This window comes from Variovorax sp. Soil_C_19 (assembly GCF_057657255.1).
The window spans coordinates 350,339-365,677 of record NZ_JBDGIV010000005.1 but is presented as its reverse complement, the minus strand read 5'-3'; the positions used below and the strand labels follow the sequence as shown (position 1 = coordinate 365,677).

General features: G+C 70.0%; 11 protein-coding genes. 5 read left to right on the top strand and 6 right to left on the bottom strand.

Annotated elements, in window-relative coordinates:
- The first annotated feature begins 74 nt into the window (after nucleotides 1-74).
- Together AC3A6R_RS13965 and AC3A6R_RS13960 are read left to right on the top strand one after the other, a co-directional pair.
- A complete protein-coding gene (locus tag AC3A6R_RS13965) occupies nucleotides 75-887 on the top strand; it encodes an ABC transporter ATP-binding protein (RefSeq protein WP_487861001.1) in 813 nt (270 codons plus the stop codon).
- Between the two features lie 17 nt (nucleotides 888-904).
- The gene (locus AC3A6R_RS13960) at nucleotides 905-2,152 is read left to right on the top strand and encodes a phenylacetate--CoA ligase family protein (RefSeq protein WP_487864622.1); all 1,248 of its coding nucleotides are present in this window, start codon (nucleotides 905-907) and stop codon (nucleotides 2,150-2,152) included.
- Here the strand turns inward: AC3A6R_RS13960 and AC3A6R_RS13955 are convergent.
- Both AC3A6R_RS13955 and AC3A6R_RS13950 read right to left on the bottom strand, forming a co-directional pair.
- Nucleotides 2,143-3,189, bottom strand: a complete 1,047-nt coding sequence (locus AC3A6R_RS13955; RefSeq protein WP_487864621.1) for a hypothetical protein — start codon at nucleotides 3,187-3,189, stop codon at nucleotides 2,143-2,145. The two genes, AC3A6R_RS13960 and AC3A6R_RS13955, sit on opposite strands and share 10 nt — an antisense overlap.
- Nucleotides 3,190-3,280: 91 nt before the next feature.
- Nucleotides 3,281-4,402 (bottom strand): citrate synthase/methylcitrate synthase, encoded by a 1,122-nt coding sequence (locus AC3A6R_RS13950; protein WP_487864620.1) that lies wholly within the window; start codon nucleotides 4,400-4,402, stop codon nucleotides 3,281-3,283.
- Between the two features lie 81 nt (nucleotides 4,403-4,483).
- On the opposite strand from AC3A6R_RS13950, the gene AC3A6R_RS13945 reads away from it, so the two are divergent.
- Complete coding sequence (locus tag AC3A6R_RS13945) at nucleotides 4,484-5,740, top strand: citrate synthase (RefSeq protein WP_487864619.1); 1,257 nt, start codon at nucleotides 4,484-4,486, stop codon at nucleotides 5,738-5,740.
- On the opposite strand, the gene AC3A6R_RS13940 is transcribed toward AC3A6R_RS13945, so the two are convergent.
- Together AC3A6R_RS13940 and AC3A6R_RS13935 are read right to left on the bottom strand one after the other, a co-directional pair.
- Nucleotides 5,685-6,254, bottom strand: a complete 570-nt coding sequence (locus AC3A6R_RS13940) for a type 1 glutamine amidotransferase domain-containing protein (RefSeq protein WP_487864618.1) — start codon at nucleotides 6,252-6,254, stop codon at nucleotides 5,685-5,687. The genes AC3A6R_RS13945 and AC3A6R_RS13940 overlap by 56 nt on opposite strands.
- Nucleotides 6,255-6,422: 168 nt before the next feature.
- Nucleotides 6,423-7,886, bottom strand: coding sequence for an NAD-dependent succinate-semialdehyde dehydrogenase (locus AC3A6R_RS13935; protein ID WP_487860995.1), 1,464 nt, complete (start codon nucleotides 7,884-7,886; stop codon nucleotides 6,423-6,425).
- Between the two features lie 163 nt (nucleotides 7,887-8,049).
- On the opposite strand from AC3A6R_RS13935, the gene AC3A6R_RS13930 reads away from it, so the two are divergent.
- Complete coding sequence (locus AC3A6R_RS13930; protein ID WP_487860994.1) at nucleotides 8,050-9,024, top strand: tripartite tricarboxylate transporter substrate-binding protein; 975 nt, start codon at nucleotides 8,050-8,052, stop codon at nucleotides 9,022-9,024.
- A 79-nt stretch (nucleotides 9,025-9,103) separates the two neighbouring features.
- Here the strand turns inward: AC3A6R_RS13930 and AC3A6R_RS13925 are convergent, their stop codons facing one another.
- Nucleotides 9,104-11,248 (bottom strand): PQQ-dependent dehydrogenase, methanol/ethanol family, encoded by a 2,145-nt coding sequence (locus tag AC3A6R_RS13925; RefSeq protein WP_487864617.1) that lies wholly within the window; start codon nucleotides 11,246-11,248, stop codon nucleotides 9,104-9,106.
- A gap of 142 nt (nucleotides 11,249-11,390) precedes the next feature.
- Here AC3A6R_RS13925 and AC3A6R_RS13920 point away from each other — a divergent pair, with 142 nt between their 5' ends.
- Nucleotides 11,391-12,635: a helix-turn-helix domain-containing protein gene (locus tag AC3A6R_RS13920; protein WP_487864616.1), complete on the top strand. Its 1,245-nt coding sequence runs from the start codon at nucleotides 11,391-11,393 to the stop codon at nucleotides 12,633-12,635.
- 98 nt (nucleotides 12,636-12,733) lie between these two features.
- Here the strand turns inward: AC3A6R_RS13920 and AC3A6R_RS13915 are convergent, their stop codons facing one another.
- Nucleotides 12,734-15,196 (bottom strand): membrane-bound PQQ-dependent dehydrogenase, glucose/quinate/shikimate family, encoded by a 2,463-nt coding sequence (locus AC3A6R_RS13915; RefSeq protein ID WP_487864615.1) that lies wholly within the window; start codon nucleotides 15,194-15,196, stop codon nucleotides 12,734-12,736.
- Nucleotides 15,197-15,339 lie beyond the last annotated feature (143 nt).

Below are 15,339 nucleotides of genomic sequence, written 5' to 3'. Positions count from 1 at the left end.
CCCCGGGAGCCGGCATCTGAAAGGCAGGCACGCACCAACGCACGCCAAGCCTTTCACATGCTTCGGACCACACCATGAGCGAACCCAACATCCTCCTCAACGTCAACGGCATCGAGGTCATCTACAACCACGTGATCCTCGTGCTCAAGGGCGTGTCGCTCACGGTGCCCGAAGGCGGCATCGTGGCGCTGCTCGGCGGCAACGGCGCGGGCAAGACCACCACGCTGCGCGCGGTGAGCAACCTGCTCGCGGGCGAGCGTGGCGCGGTGACCAAGGGCACGATCGAACTGCGCGGCGAGCGCATCGAGGCGCTGTCGCCGGCCGCGCTGGTGCAGCGCGGGCTGATCCAGGTGATGGAGGGGCGCCACTGCTTCGCGCACCTGACCATCGAAGAGAACCTGATGACCGGCGCCTACACGCGCAGCGACGGCAAGGCCGCGGTGCAGCAGACGCTCGAGAAGGTGTACGCGTACTTTCCGCGCCTGAAGACGCGGCGCACTTCGCAGGCGGCCTACACCTCGGGCGGCGAGCAGCAGATGTGCGCCATCGGCCGCGCGCTCATGGCCAACCCGACGATGGTGCTGCTCGACGAGCCCTCGATGGGCCTGGCGCCGCAGATCGTCGAGGAGGTGTTCGAGATCGTCAAAGACCTCAACACCAAGGAACGCGTGACCTTCCTGCTGGCCGAGCAGAACACCAACATGGCGCTGCGCTATGCCGACTACGGCTACATCCTCGAGAACGGCCGCATCGTGATGGACGACGCCGCAAAGAGCTTGCGCGAGAACGAGGACGTGAAGGAGTTCTACCTCGGCATGGGCGGCACGGACCGCAAAAGCTTTCGCGACGTGAAGAGCTACAAGCGCCGCAAGCGGTGGCTGGCTTGAAGAAGGGCACTCGATCCATGACTGATTTCTACGACGCCCTCGAAATCCGCGACCCGGCCGAACGCGAGCGCGACCTGCTGGCGGCGCTGCCGAAGCAGCTCACGCAGGCGCAGACCGCGGCGCCGGCCTTCGTGCAGATCCTCGACGGGGTGAAGCCTGCGGACATCACGACGCGCGAGGCGCTCGCGAAGCTGCCCGTGACGCGCAAGTCGGAACTGCTCGAACGCCAGAAGCAGCACCGCGAAAGCGACCCCTTCGGCGGCTTCTCGGCCATCGGGCGGGGCGCGCGCATGCCGCGCGTGTTCGCGAGCCCGGGCACCATCTACGAGCCCGAAGGCGAGGCGCGCGACTACTGGCGCACGGCGCGTGCGCTGCATGCGGCGGGCTTTCGCGGCGGCGAGCTCATCCACAACAGCTTCAGCTACCACATGACGCCTGCGGGCGCGATCATGGAAAGCGGCGCGCTCGCGCTGGGCTGCACCGTGTTTGCGGGCGGCACCGGCCAGACCGAGCAGCAGCTCGAGGCCATCGTCGACCTGAAGCCAACCGGCTACGTGGGCACGCCGAGCTTTTTGAAGATCCTGCTCGAGAAGGCCGAAGAAAAGTCGCAGAAGCTGCCCTCGCTGACCAAGGCCATGGTCTCGGGCGAGGCCTTTCCGCCGAGCCTGCACGACTGGATCGCCGCGCGCGGCGTGCGGGGCACGCAGTGCTATGCCACGGCCGACCTCGGGCTCATCGCCTACGAGACGAGCGCGCGCGAAGGCCTGGTGGTCGACGAGGGCGTGCTGCTGGAGATCGTGCGCCCCGGCACCGGCGACCCGGTGCCCGACGGCGAGGTGGGCGAGATCGTGGTGACCACCTTCAACCCCGACTACCCGCTGGTGCGCTTCGGCACCGGCGACCTGTCGGCCGTGCTGGCGGGCACCTGCCCCACGGGCCGCACCAACAAGCGCATCAAGGGCTGGCTCGGGCGCGCCGACCAGACCACCAAGGTGCGCGGCATGTTCGTGCACCCCTCGCAGGTGGCCGACGTCGCGCGCCGCTTTCCCGAGATCGTGCGCGCGCGGCTCGTGGTGTCGGGCGAGATGGGCGACGACCAGATGACGCTCCGGCTCGAATGCGCGGCCGCGCCCGAAGGCATGGCGGCGCGCGTTGCCGATGCGGTGCGCGAGGTGACCAAGCTGCGCGGCACCATCGAACTGGTGGCGCCAGGCACACTGCCGAACGACGGCAAGGTGATCGAGGACGCGCGCAGCTACAAGTAGCGGCGGTAGAAACCGCGCACCATCGCGCGCGCCAGCACCACCAGCAGCACGAGGTAGACCACCACCAGCACGATCGCCAGGCCGAGCGCGCGCGCATCGCTGCTGGTGCTCGAATAGCCCATGCTCGCGACCCACAACAGCCCGCCGAGCGCGACCGCGGCGCAGATCACCTGCAGCAGCACGAAGGTCGCCGAAGCCGCCGCCACGGCGCGGAACGGGCGGGCCCGTGCCGGCCCCGGCGCAGCGCCGAGCCAGCCGCCCCAGGCGGCCAGCGCCCAGACCAGCAGCGGCACCCCGAACCAGCCGAGCAGCAGCGGCAGCAGGTTCGTGTCGCGCGAGGTGTCGACCCAGGCGCTCGCGATGTTGCCGACCCACATCTGCAGCGCGACGAAGGTGGTGCCCACCACGAGTGCGATGGCACGGCGCGGCGATGCGCCGATGTTGGCCCGCGGTGCGGCAGCATCCGCTGGGGCCGCAGCCGGCGCAGCGGCGCCACGCTCGCGCAGCGCAAACCAGGCCGCGAGCCACACGATGGCGACGAGCAGCAGCATCTGCAGCACCGACTGCACCAGCATCGAGGCTGCGAGGATCGAGCGCAGGCCGTACATCGCCACATGCTCATGCAGCGCACCGCCTGGCATGAAGAGCACCTGCACCTGGTAAAGCAGCGGGCTCAGCGCCACGTAGTTGACGACCATCGCGGCCAGGTACATGGCCGCAAAGCGGCGGCCGGGGCCGCGCAGCTGCGACACGCGCGCCGAACCGCGCAGATCGAGCGCCTGGCGCGCATGGCACCAGGCGAGCGTGGCGGCCAGCAGCCACACCGTCACGGTGCGCGACAGCAGCGGAATCCACACGCCCGGCTGCGCATAGACGCCGCGCATCTGCTCGCTGTTCGGCGAGGTCGGCAGCAGCTGTAGCACCATGCCCAGCACGAACAGCGCGGCGTGGACGGCGATCACGGTCCACGCGAAGCGGACGGGCAGGCGCTGCGCGCGATCGAAGGAGGAAGAAGAAGGAACTGGTGAGGCCGCCATGGTGTTGGAACGGTGCTTTCGCGTTGCGGATCGACCGGCGAAGCGTACCGGAACACCGCGGCCCACCCCCGCAGCGGGGGCGACGGGCCGGTCAGTCGGCGAGCGCGGCTTCGGCGGCCGGCTCGGGCGCGGGGCCGATGTACACCGACTGCGGCCGGATCAGCCGCCCTTTCTTCACCTGCTCGCGCGCATGCGCGAGCCATCCGCTCACGCGGCCCGCGGCGAACACGCAAGTGAAGCTCTCGCGGCCGAAGCCCAGCGCCTCGAGCAGCAGCGCGGTATAGAACTCGACGTTGGTCTCGAGCGCGCGGCCGGGCTTCTTCTCGCGCAGGATCGCGAGCGCTGCCTGCTCCGCCGCCTCGGCCAGCGCAAAGCGCGCGGCGTCCACGCCGCCTTCGGCACTGAGCCGCTGCAGCGCGGCCTTGAGCGCATCGGCGCGCGGATCGCGCACGCGGTAGATGCGATGGCCAAAGCCCATCAGGCGCTGGCCGTCGGCCACGGCGGCCTCGAGCCATGCGCGCGCACGCTCGGCACTGCCGATCGCATCGAGCGCATCGAGCACCGGCCCGGGCGCGCCGCCATGCAGCGGCCCCTTGAGCGCGCTGATGCCCGCGAGCACGGCCGAGGCGAGCCCCGCGCCGGTCGATGCGACCACGCGTGCGGCGAAGGTCGAGGCATTGAGGCCGTGGTCGCTGACGGTGACGAGGTAGGCGTCGAGCGCCGCAGCCTGCGCCTGGGTCGGCAGGCGGCCGTGCAGCATGCGCAGCATGTCGGCGGCCTGCGGCAGCGCTTCGTCGGGCGCGAGCGCCGGCACGCCGAGGCGCCAGCGCATGACGGCAGCCGTGTATACGGCGGGCGCGGCCACGAGGCGCAGCGCGGTGGCCAGGTCGTCGCCATCGGGCAGGCGCGCAAGCAGCGCGCGCACCGCCTCTATGGGCGGCAGCCTGCGCAGCATGGCGTCGTCGCCGGGCTGCAGCCGCTCGAAGGCATCGCGGCGCGCACGGCCCAGCGCGGTGCGCAGGGCCGCTGCCTTGGGCAGTGCGTCGAAGAAGCCTTCGAACAGCAGCGCCACCGCATCTTCGAACTGCCAGCGGCCCGCGATCTCGCCGAGTTCGTGGCCGCGGATCACCAGCCGCCCCGCCGCGCCGTCGACCTCGGACAACACGGTGTGGGCGGCCACCACGCCTTCGAGGCTGCCATCGTCCTGGTTCATCGTTCTTGCTCCTTGTGATTGCACGATGAGACGATTCTGGCCACACTGGCATTGACGTCAATCTTGATTTATTGCATCAACATGACCACCAAGACACCGCTCTGGCTCCCCGCTGCTGACGCACTCGCGCTGATGCAGGTGCGGCCGCAGACGCTCTATGCCAACGTGAGCCGCGGCCGCGTGCGCGCCCGCCCCGATGTGGCCGATCCGCGGCGCAGCCTCTACCACCGCGACGACGTGCAGCGCATCGCGGCCCGCACGCGCGGCCGGCGCAGCAGCGAGGCGGTGGCGAGCGAGGCGATCCAGTGGGGCGAGCCGGTGCTGCCCTCCGCCGTGTCGACCGTGGCCGAGGGCCGGCTGCTGTACCGCGGGCACGATGCCTGCGCGCTCGCGCAGCACGCGACGCTCGAGGAAGCAGCCGGCCTGCTGTGGGCCTGCGCGCCGCCGCACTTCGACGGCGGTGCTGGTGCTGCGGCAACGCCGCAGCCGGGCCATGCGATGCCGCTGCAGGCCGGGCTGGTCGCGCTCGCGGCCCGCGCCGCGAACGACGCACCGACGCGCGGCCGTTCGCCCGCGGTGCTGCAGGCGGAGGCGGCCGAAGTGATCGGCACGCTCGCCGATGCACTGCTCGGCATGCGGGCTGCGCGCGCCGTGCCGCTGCACATGCGCCTGGCGGCGGCCTGGCGGCGTCCGCGCGCGGCCGACGTGCTGCGCCGCGCGCTGGTACTGCTGGCCGACCACGAACTCAACGCCTCGACCTTCGCCGCGCGCGTGACGGCATCGACCGGCGCATCGCTCTCGGCCTGCCTGCTCACGGGGCTGGCCACGCTGACCGGTCCGCTGCACGGCGGTGCGGCGGCGGCGGCCGTGCAGGCGATGGTGCGCAGCGCCGACTACATCGGCAGCGAAGCGACGCTGCGCGAATGGCTCGCGCACGACCGGCCGCTCGCGGCCTTCGGCCATCCGCTCTACCCCGCCGGCGATGCGCGCTGCGCCGCGCTGCTGGCGGGCACGTTCGACCTTCCGCCCGCGTTCGCCTCACTGCGCGCCGCAGGCGAGAAGCTGCTCGGCGAGCCGGTGAACATCGACTTCGCCCTGGCCGCGCTCGCGGCTGCGCACAAGCTGCCGGCCGATGCGCCGCTGACGCTGTTTGCGCTGGCACGCAGCGTGGGCTGGACCGCGCACGTGCTCGAGCAGCAGGCCTCGGGGCAACTGATACGGCCGCGGGCGCGCTACACCGGCCCGCGCGAGTCACCGGCCGCGTCGGCCGCGTCGGCCGCTGTCAATGGATCGCCGGCTCGTTCGCGAGTTCGAAGAGCTTCACCATCTCGCGGTTGAAGGCGGGCAGGTCGTCGGGCTTGCGGCTGGTGACCAGCGCATGGTCGACCACGACCTCCTTGTCGGTCCATTGCGCACCGGCGTTCTCCAGGTCGGCGCGCAGCGAGGGCCACGAGGTCATCCTGCGGCCCCTGGCACCGCCCGCGTCGATCAGCGTCCACGGGCCATGGCAGATCGCGGCGATCGGCTTGCCGCTCTCGACGAAGGCGCGCACGAAGGCCACGGCCTGGGCGTCGGTGCGAAGCGCATCGGGGTTGGCCACGCCACCGGGCAAGAGCAGCGCGTCGAAATCGTCGGGGTTCGCGCCCTGCAGCGGCACATCGACCTCGAAGGTGTCCGCCGGCGAAAGCTGCTTCCAGCCGCGCACGCTGCCATCGAGCGGCGAGACGATCAGCGTCTCGGCGCCGGCGCTTTCGAGCACCTTGCGCGGCTCGGTCATCTCGGCCTGCTCGAAGCCGTCCGCGACAAGGATGGCAACCTTCATTCCGTCGAGCGAAGAGGTGATGGTGGGCATGGCGAAGAACTCCTTTTCCGGTGGTTTTCCGAGACAACGAAGTTCCACCGTATGCCCTTGCCGTCCTCCACCCATCGGCCGTTGCCGGGGCTGCCTGTCGGACAGCTCGACGGGCGGAAATTTCCGCTTACGCAGATTAACGGCTCAGACGAACTGCAAGGCGGTCAGCTACTTGTCGAGCCCGGCGAGGCAGACGTACTTCACCTCGAGGAAGTCGTCGAGGCCGTATTTCGAGCCCTCGCGTCCGAGCCCCGACTGCTTCACGCCGCCGAAGGGCGCTTCGGCCGTGGAGACGAGGCCGGTGTTGACGCCGACGATGCCCGATTCGAGCGCTTCGGCCACGCGCATGATGCGGCCGATGTCGCGGCTGTAGAAGTAGGCGGCAAGGCCGAACTCGGTGTCGTTGGCGGCGGCGATGGCCTCGTCCTCGGTGTCGAAGGCGAACACCGGCGCGAGCGGGCCGAAGCTCTCCTCGCGCGCGAACAGCATCGCGGGCGTGGCGCCGCCGATCACGGTGGGCTCGTAGAAGAGGCCGCCGAGCGCATGGCGCTTGCCGCCGACCAGCACCTTGGCACCCTTGGCCACGGCATCGGCCACATGCTGCTCGATCTTCTCGATCGCCTTGTCATCGATCAACGGACCCTGGTTGACGCCGGGCTCGGTGCCGTCGCCGACCTTGAGCGCACGCACGCGCTCGACCAGCTTCTGCGTGAAGGTCTCGAGCACGCCGCGCTGCACGTAGATGCGGTTGGCGCAGACGCAGGTCTGGCCGGTGTTGCGGTACTTGGAGACCATCGCGCCTTCGACCGCGGCGTCGATGTCGGCATCGTCGAACACGATGAAAGGCGCATTGCCGCCGAGCTCGAGCGAGAGCTTCTTGATGGTGTCGGCCGACTGCTTCATGAGCGTGCGGCCCACCTCGGTGGAGCCCGTGAAGCTGAGCTTGCGCACGACGGGGCTGCGCGTCATCTCTCCGCCGATCTTGCTGGCCGAACCGGTGAGCACCGACAGCACCCCGTCGGGCACGCCCGCGCGCTGCGCGAGCTCGGCGAAGGCCAGCGCCGAGAACGGCGTCTGGGTGGCGGGCTTCACCACCATCGAGCAGCCGGCCGCGAGCGCGGGGCCGGCCTTGCGCGTGAGCATGGCGGCGGGAAAGTTCCACGGCGTGATCGCGGCCGTGACGCCCACGGGCTGCTTGAGCGCGAGGATGCGGCGATCGGCCTGCGGCGCGGGAATGGTGTCGCCGTAGACGCGGCGCGCCTCTTCGGCGAACCACTCGATGAACGAGGCGGCATAGGCGATCTCGCCGCGGCTTTCGGCCAGCGGCTTGCCCTGCTCGGTGGTCATGATGAGCGCCAGGTCGTCCACGTTCGCGAGCATCAGGTCGTTGAGCCGGCGCAGGATGGCCGAGCGTTCCTTCGCGGGCAGGCGGGCCCAGGGTTTCTGCGCCTTCTCGGCCGCGGCGATGGCACGTTCGGTCTCGGCGGTGCCGCACATCGGCACGGTGCCGATCTGCTCGCCATTGGCGGGGTTGGTCACGGGCACGGTGGCGCCGTCGTCGGCGTCCACCCAAGCGCCCGCCACGCAGGCTTGCTGGCGCAGCAGGGTCGGGTCCTTGAGCTTCAATGGCATGGGATCGTCTCCAAAAAATAGGAATTGAACCGCTATTTGGCGTGGCATTCACCACAAAAGGGCCATTGATGGTGGAACTAAGGGCTATTGGGGATGAGTCCAGCCCCCGCCAGCCAGTAAGATCGCGCCCGCTTTTCACTGTCTAACCGTTTTGGGAGATCCCATGAAAAAACTCATCGCCTTCACGGCAATCGCCACCGCCGCCGTCGGCGCCTTTGCCCAGGACTTCCCGGCAGGCAAGACCGTCACGCTCGTCGTCCCGTTCGCGGCCGGCGGCCCCACCGACCGCGTCGCCCGCGACCTGGCCGAAGCACTGCAGAAGACGCTCGGCACGACCATCGTGGTGGACAACACCGCGGGTGCCGGCAGCTCGATCGGCACCGCCAAGGTGGCGCGCGCCAACGCCGACGGCCACACCCTGCTGCTGAACCACATCGGCATGTCGACGATGCCCGCGCTCTATCGCAAGCTGCCGTTCAAGGTCGAGAGCGACTTCGAATACCTCGGCATGGTCAACGAAGTTCCGATGACGCTGATCGGCAAGCCCACGCTGCCGGCCAACAACTACAAGGAACTGACCGCCTGGATGGCCGCCAACAAGGGCAAGATCAACCTCGGCAACGCCGGCCTGGGCGCCGCCTCGCACCTGTGCGGCCTGCTGTTCCAGAGCGCGGTCAAGCTCGAGATGACCACGGTTCCCTACAAGGGCACCGCGCCGGCGATCGCCGACCTGCTCGGCGGCCAGATCGACCTGCTGTGCGACCAGACCACCAACACCACGCCGCAGATCGAAGCCAAGAAGGTCAAGGCCTATGCCGTGACCACGGCCAAGCGCCTGACGACTCCGGCCCTGAAGGATCTGCCCACGCTCGACGAAGCCGGCCTGAAGGGCTTCGAAGTGTCGATCTGGCACGGCGTGTATGCGCCCAAGGGCACGCCGGCCCCGGTGCTGAAGAAGCTCAACGATGCCATCAAGGCCGCGATGAAGGACCCAGGCTTCATCAAGCGCCAGGAAGGCCTCGGCGCCGTGATCGTCACCGACAACCGCACCGACCCCGCCGAACACAAGAAGTTCGTCGCGGCCGAGATCGCCAAGTGGGGCCCGATCATCAAGGCTGCCGGCGTCTATGCAGACTGAAGCCCTCTGAGCTAGGACCCCTCGGCGAAAAAGCCGCCGCCCTCCCGGGCCGGCGGCTTTTTCTTTGGCACGGCGCCTGCTACTTCGGCCGTATCGCGTCGGCCGTGCCCTGGATGAACGCCTTGATGCTCTCGATGTCGTCGGCCGAGAGCTTGCCCGTGAAGTCGGGCATGCCGCGCGACATGGCCGGGCCCTTGAGCACGAACTTGTCGAGGTTCTCGATGTAGGCGGCGTCCATGTAGCCGAGGTTCGGGATGTTGCCGCCGCGGTCCACGCCGGGCACGCCGTGGCAGAAGACGCAGTTGCTCACGTAGAGCATGGTGCCGGCCTGCACCTTGGCGGGGTCGTACTTGACGCCCTGCAGCAGCTTGCCCAGCCGGTACTCCACGAACTCGGGCATCTTGGCGCTTCCGCCGACCGCGAAGGTGTAGACGGTGCCCGGCCCCTGGCGGTCGCTGGCGCGCTGCGCGAGGCCGTACACGCCGCCCCAGCCCACGGCCACCGACACGTACTGCTTGCCGTCGACCATGTAGGTGGACGGTGCCGCGACCACGCCGGTGCCGGTGGGCGTTTCCCAGAGCTTGTCGCCGGTCTTGGCGTTGTAGGCCACCAGGCGCCCGTCGGCCGTGCCCTGGAACACGAGGTTGCCCGCGGTGGTGAGCGTGCCGCCGTTCCACGGCGAGGCGTAGTCGACGCCCCAGGCTTCCTTCTGCTTCACCGGGTCCCAGGCGACAAGGCGGCCGAAGGGCTTCGACTTGGGCGCCTCCGCATTGAGGAACATGGCGGTGTTCCAGCCGAGCGCGGCATGCGGCCGGCCGGGCGCGTTCTGGTCGAAGGACCAGTCCTTGTCGTCCATGAGGTTCAGCGGCACATGCTGCGCCGGGATGTAGGCCAGCCCGGTCTGCGGGTTGAACGACATCGGGTGCCAGTTGTGCGCGCCGAACGGCCCGGGAATGCTGTCGCCGGGCTTCTGGTTCTGGCGCGCGGCGGCCACCTCGATGGGACGGCCGTTGGCGTCGTAGCCGGTGGCCCAGTTCACCTCGACGAAGTTCTTCGCCGAGATGAACTTGCCGTTGGTGCGGTCGATGACGAAGAAGAAGCCGTTCTTCGGCGCATGCAGGATCACCTTGCGCAGCTTGCCGCTGACCTTGAGGTCGGCCAGGATCATGGGCTGCGTGGCGGTGTAGTCCCAGTTGTCGCCGGGCGTCTCTTGGTAGTGCCACACGTACTTGCCGGTGTCGGGGTCGAGCGCCACGATCGAGCTCAGGTAGAGGTTGTCGCCGCCCTGCGGGCTGCGCTTCTTGTGCGCCCACGGCGAGCCGTTGCCGGTGCCGATGTACATCAGGTTGAGGTCGGCGTCGAACGCCATGGTGTCCCACGCGGTGCCGCCGCCGCCAGCCTCCCAGTACTTGCCAGACGGGTCCCAGGTCTTGGCGGCGCGCGCCATCGACTCGTCTTCGAAGGGCTTGGAGGGATCGCCCGGCACGGTGAACCAGCGCCATTTCTGTTCGCCCGTGGCGGCGTCGTAGGCGGTGACATAGCCGCGCACGCCGTACTCGGCGCCGCCGTTGCCGATGATGACCTTGCCCTTGATGACGCGCGGCGCGCCGGTGATGGTGTAGCTGCCCTTCTGGCCCTCGATGGTGTTCTTTTCCCAGAGCTTGCGGCCGCTGGCGGCGTCGAGCGCGATGAGCCGGCCGTCGTAGGCGCCGACGAAGACCTTGCCCTGGTGCAGCGCCACGCCGCGGTTGACCACGTCGCAGCAGCCGCGAAAGCCCTTCGAGCGGTCGACCTGCGGGTCGAAGCTCCAGAGGCGCTGCCCGGTGCGCGTGTCGATCGCATGCACCACGCTCCACGAGGCCGTGACGTACATGATGCCGTCGACCACGAGCGGCGTGGCCTCGACGCCGCGCGTGGATTCGAGGTTGTACGACCAGACCAGGCCCAGCTGCTTGACGTTGCCGGCGTTGACCTGGTCGAGCCGGCTGAACCGCGTCTCGGCGTGGTCCAGCCCGTAGCTCGGCCAGTCGGGCGTCTTCTTCTGCGCGGCGTTGGCGCGGATGAAGTTGCCGTCGACGCGCTGCACGGCGGCGGCGGCGCGCGCCTGCGGATCGGAGGCCGTGCCCTGTTGTTGCTGCTGCTGCGCCGCAACCGGCGCCGCATTGGCAAGGCACAGCAGCGCGCCGGCGAGCAGACGCAGCCCGGGGTGGATCGTTCTTGTCATCGTGGGTCTCCTTTGTGCCGCAAGGATCGTTTGCGTCGCGTCCGCGTTCACCTTCGGGATTTCCCCAGTCCGGCGCTGTTCCATTGCGGAACACATTCGAAGGGGCAGCAGCAGGCAGAACCCCACGAGGAGCAGCAACCCCATGGCATTCGAAAGGCTGGGCACGGCGAATGCGCCGCGCCAACTCTTCGCCACCACGCCGGCGCAGCGCGTGGCGCTCGCGCGGCAGCAGTTCTTCGAGGAAGGCGTGCGCCCCTCGGGCCTGGTCGGCGAGGCGGTGATCCAGTCGTGGCTGCGCTGCAACCGCAACCACAGCGACCGCCGCCGCATCGTGCCGTTCGACGCGGTCACGCCGAGCCGGCTGCATGCCACGCTGGCGCGCAACCGCGAGCTGCTCGACGTGGCGCGGCAGGAGCTCGCGAGCATGGAGGGCGCGCTGGCGGGCACGGACTGCCGCGTGATCCTCACCGACCGCGAAGGCGTGGTGGTCCATGTGACACAGCACCCCGCCGCGGCCCACCAGCCGGTGCTGCGCAAGACGGCGCGCGTGGGCGTGAACATCTCCGAACGCATCGTGGGCACCACGGCGCCCGGCATCGTGGCGACCACGGGGCAGGCCTGCACGGTCGACGGCGCGGAGCACTACTTCGAGGTGCTGTCGCAGATGCAGTGCGCGGCGGCGCCGATCCGCGATGTGAGCGGCCGGCTCGCGGGCGTGCTCGACCTCACGGCGGAGGCGCGGCGCTTCGGCTTCGACGCCGCGTCGATGGTCGCGCTCTATGCCACGATCATCGAGAACCGCCTGCTGCAGGCGCAGTCGCGCGACCACCTGATCCTGCGCTTCCAGGCCAGCCCGAACCTGCTCGGCACCCCGATGGAGGCACTGGCCGGCGTGGCGCCCGACGGCACCATCGCCTGGCTCAACGGCGCCGGCGCGCGCCTGATCGGCCGCCTGCCCGAGGCTGCGGGCGAGCGCGACGTCGAGTCGATGCTGGGCCACGACCTGGCGAGCCTGCTGCGGCTGCAGCGGCGCGACGCCGCGCAGCCGCTGCGGCTTGCGAGCGGCCTGGGCGTGTGGGTGCAGGCTAGCCTGAAGGCCGCCGACGGCGCCGACTTCCGCCATGCGGTCGCGGTGCCGGGCGATGCGGCGGCGCCGGCGCTGGTGACGCCGAGCGTGCCGCACGGCGACATGGCGGCGGCAATGGAAGAGGACGAACAGGACGCACCGGCCTCATCCACCCAGGCCGGCACGCTGCGCGAACACAGCCGCAAGCTCATCGAGGAAACACTCGCCGCGCACGGCGGCAACGTGTCGCAGGCCGCGCGCCAATTGCGCGTGTCGCGCGGCACGCTCTACCGGCGGTTGCGCGGCTGGCGCGAAGGATAGACGCCCCCCGAAGCGCCTTCGGCGCCTCCCCCCACTGGGGGGCGCACCCGGCGGCCCGGCGAAGCCGGTTCCGCGGGTGCGCTGGCTCAATACGGCGATCAATTCGAGCGCTTCGGCAACGCGTAAGCAATGACGCTGTCCCCGGTCTTCGTTCCAAGCGAGCCGTGGCCGCCCGCGGCCACCACCACATACTGCCGCCCGTCGCTGCCGCGATAGCTCATGGGCGTGGCCTGTCCGCCCGCCGGCAGGCGGCTGCGCCAGAGCTCCTTGCCGTTGGTCACGTCGTAGGCGCGCATGTAGTAGTCGAGCGTGCCCGATAGAAAGGCCACGCCGCCGGCCGTCATGAGCGGCCCGCCGAGGCTCGGCACGCCCATCGCGAAAGGCAGCGGCAACGGCGAACTGTCGCGCACGGTGCCGTTCTTGTGCATCCACACCACGCGGCCGGTGCGCAGGTCGGCACCCGCCACATAGCCCCAGGGCGGTGCCTGGCAGGGCAGGCCAAGCACCGAGGTGAACGCGCGCAGCTGCACCGCGAAGGGCGCGCCGAAGTTCTCGTTGAGCGCGGGCAGGCTGTCGCTCGGCCGATCCTTGCCCTGCACGTAGAGCGTGGTGTCGTCGGCGCGCGGGATCAGCTTCGACACGAAGGCCAGCGACGCCGGCGTGGTGAAAGCGAGCTGCCGCTGCGGATCGACCGCGATGCCGCCCCAGTTGAAGACACCGAAGTTGCCCGGATAGATGAGCGAGCCCTGCGTGGACGGCGGCGTGTAGCGGCCTTCGTAGCGCAGCCGGTGGAACGCGATGCGGCAGGCGAGCTGGTCGAACACCGTGCCGCCCCACATGTCGGCCGGCGTGAGCGCGGGCGGATCGAACGACAGGCCCGACACGGGCTGCGTGAGCGAGGTGTGGTCGCCCTCGGCCGCACCCTGCGGCGCGGGGCGCTCATGCACCTTCACCACGGGTTCGCCGTTGCGCCGGTCGAGCACGAACAGCTCGCCCTGCTTGGTCGGCTGCACCAGCGCGGGCACGGTGTCGTTGCCCACGCGCAGGTCGATGAGCGTCGGCTGCGAGGGCACGTCGTAGTCCCACAGGTCGTGGTGCACGGTCTGGAAGCTCCAGCGCACGCGGCCCGTGGCCAGGTCGAGCGCCACCACCGACGACGAATAGCGCTCGGCGCCTTCGGTGCGGTTGCCGCCCCACTGGTCGGGCGGCTGGTTGCCGATGGGCACATAGACCATGCCGAGCGCTTCGTCCACGCTCGAGATCGACCAGCTGTTGGGCGAGTTGGCGGTGTAGCTGCGGTCGGGTGCGATGGGCGCGGTCTCGTCGGGGTTGCCCGCGTCCCAGTTCCAGACCAGCGCGCCGGTGTCGATGTCGAAGGCACGAATCACGCCCGAGGTCTCCTTGGTCGAGACGTTGTCGAGCACCGTGCCGCCCACGATGAGGAGCGACTTCGTCACCACCACAGGCGAGGTCGAGTAGTACGCGCCGGGCTTCACGTTGGGCATGTTCTTCCACAGGTCGATCTGCCCGCTGCCGCCGCCGAAGCGCATGCAGGGCTTGCCGCTTTCGGGGTTCAGCGCAATGACGCGGCCGTCGGCCGTGGGCATGAAGAGCTTGGCATCGCAGTCGGCGCCCGCGCTGGCTGTGGCGTCAGGGCGCACGGCGCTGCCGGGGTCGTAAGACAGGCCGCGGCAGGTCAGGTGCTGCAGCGCGAGCGGACGCCGGATCTCGGGCGTGTAGCGCCAGAGCTGCTCGCCCGTGGTGGCGTTCAGTGCCACCACCGACTGGTGCGGCGTGCAGAGAAAGAGCCGCTCACCGATCTTCAGTGGCGTGACCTCGAAGGTCGTCTCCTCCGGATCGCCGGGCTGGCCGCGCACGTCGCCGGTGCGAAAGTGCCACGCCTCCTCGAGCTGGCCGACGTTGGCCGGCGTGATCTGGTCGAGCGCCGAATAGCGCTGGCCCATGCCGGTTCCGCCGTAGGCGGTCCAGTCGTCAGCGGGCGGGGCCGGGCTGCCGGCAGCTGCGGCAACGGCCGGCGCGGCAGTAGTTGCTGCGGGCGGCGTGGCCGTGCCTTCGATGCGATGCGGCTGGCGCGTCATGGCCACCACTGCGGCAGCCAGGAAGACCAGCAGCACGACGCCGAGAAAGCCGCGCGCGGGCGCCACGCTCGCGGTGCTGCGCCGTGCCAACGCACGCGCGACCCAGGGCGTGAGCAGGAACGCGCCGATGACGAAGAACACATCGCCGCGCGCCGCGAGCGGCCACCAGTCGAAGCCGACTTCCCACAGCGCCCAGCCGAGCGTGAACGCGACCACGATGGCGTAGACCCAGAGGCCGGCGCCGCCGCCGCGCGGCAGCAGCAGCGCCGCCACGAGCAGCCCCAGCCCCGCGACGAGGTAGTACCACGAGCCGCCGAGCATGACGAGCCAAGCGCCGGCGGCTGCAAGGCCGAGGCCGGCCAGGCCGATGACCACGGCCGTGGCGACGAGCAGTGCCGAGCGCGTTGCGTGTGGAGATGAGGACGAGGAAGGCGCACGGGGGCGTACGGCAGAGTCGGTCATGGCGAGGCGCTTTCGGTGGCAGGGTCCCTGGATGGGCACCGGGGTGGCGGAAGACCCAAGCTAGGCCAAAGCGCCGGGCCATGTGCGTAGGCCGAATGCGCAACTGGCCGTGTGGTGCAGCGCGCATTGCAGCCGGTGCATCC

Excerpts from the sequence above, each read along its gene's own strand:
- AC3A6R_RS13940 (WP_487864618.1), bottom strand. The coding sequence starts at position 6,254 with ATGCCCACCATCACCTCTTCGCTCGACGGAATGAAGGTTGCCATCCTT.
- AC3A6R_RS13925 (WP_487864617.1), bottom strand. The coding sequence starts at position 11,248 with ATGACAAGAACGATCCACCCCGGGCTGCGTCTGCTCGCCGGCGCGCTG.
- AC3A6R_RS13965 (WP_487861001.1), top strand. The coding sequence starts at position 75 with ATGAGCGAACCCAACATCCTCCTCAACGTCAACGGCATCGAGGTCATC.
- AC3A6R_RS13955 (WP_487864621.1), bottom strand. The coding sequence starts at position 3,189 with ATGGCGGCCTCACCAGTTCCTTCTTCTTCCTCCTTCGATCGCGCGCAG.
- AC3A6R_RS13930 (WP_487860994.1), top strand. The coding sequence starts at position 8,050 with ATGAAAAAACTCATCGCCTTCACGGCAATCGCCACCGCCGCCGTCGGC.
- AC3A6R_RS13945 (WP_487864619.1), top strand. The coding sequence starts at position 4,484 with ATGACCACCAAGACACCGCTCTGGCTCCCCGCTGCTGACGCACTCGCG.
- AC3A6R_RS13915 (WP_487864615.1), bottom strand. The coding sequence starts at position 15,196 with ATGACCGACTCTGCCGTACGCCCCCGTGCGCCTTCCTCGTCCTCATCT.
- AC3A6R_RS13950 (WP_487864620.1), bottom strand. The coding sequence starts at position 4,402 with ATGAACCAGGACGATGGCAGCCTCGAAGGCGTGGTGGCCGCCCACACC.
- AC3A6R_RS13935 (WP_487860995.1), bottom strand. The coding sequence starts at position 7,886 with ATGCCATTGAAGCTCAAGGACCCGACCCTGCTGCGCCAGCAAGCCTGC.
- AC3A6R_RS13960 (WP_487864622.1), top strand. The coding sequence starts at position 905 with ATGACTGATTTCTACGACGCCCTCGAAATCCGCGACCCGGCCGAACGC.
- AC3A6R_RS13920 (WP_487864616.1), top strand. The coding sequence starts at position 11,391 with ATGGCATTCGAAAGGCTGGGCACGGCGAATGCGCCGCGCCAACTCTTC.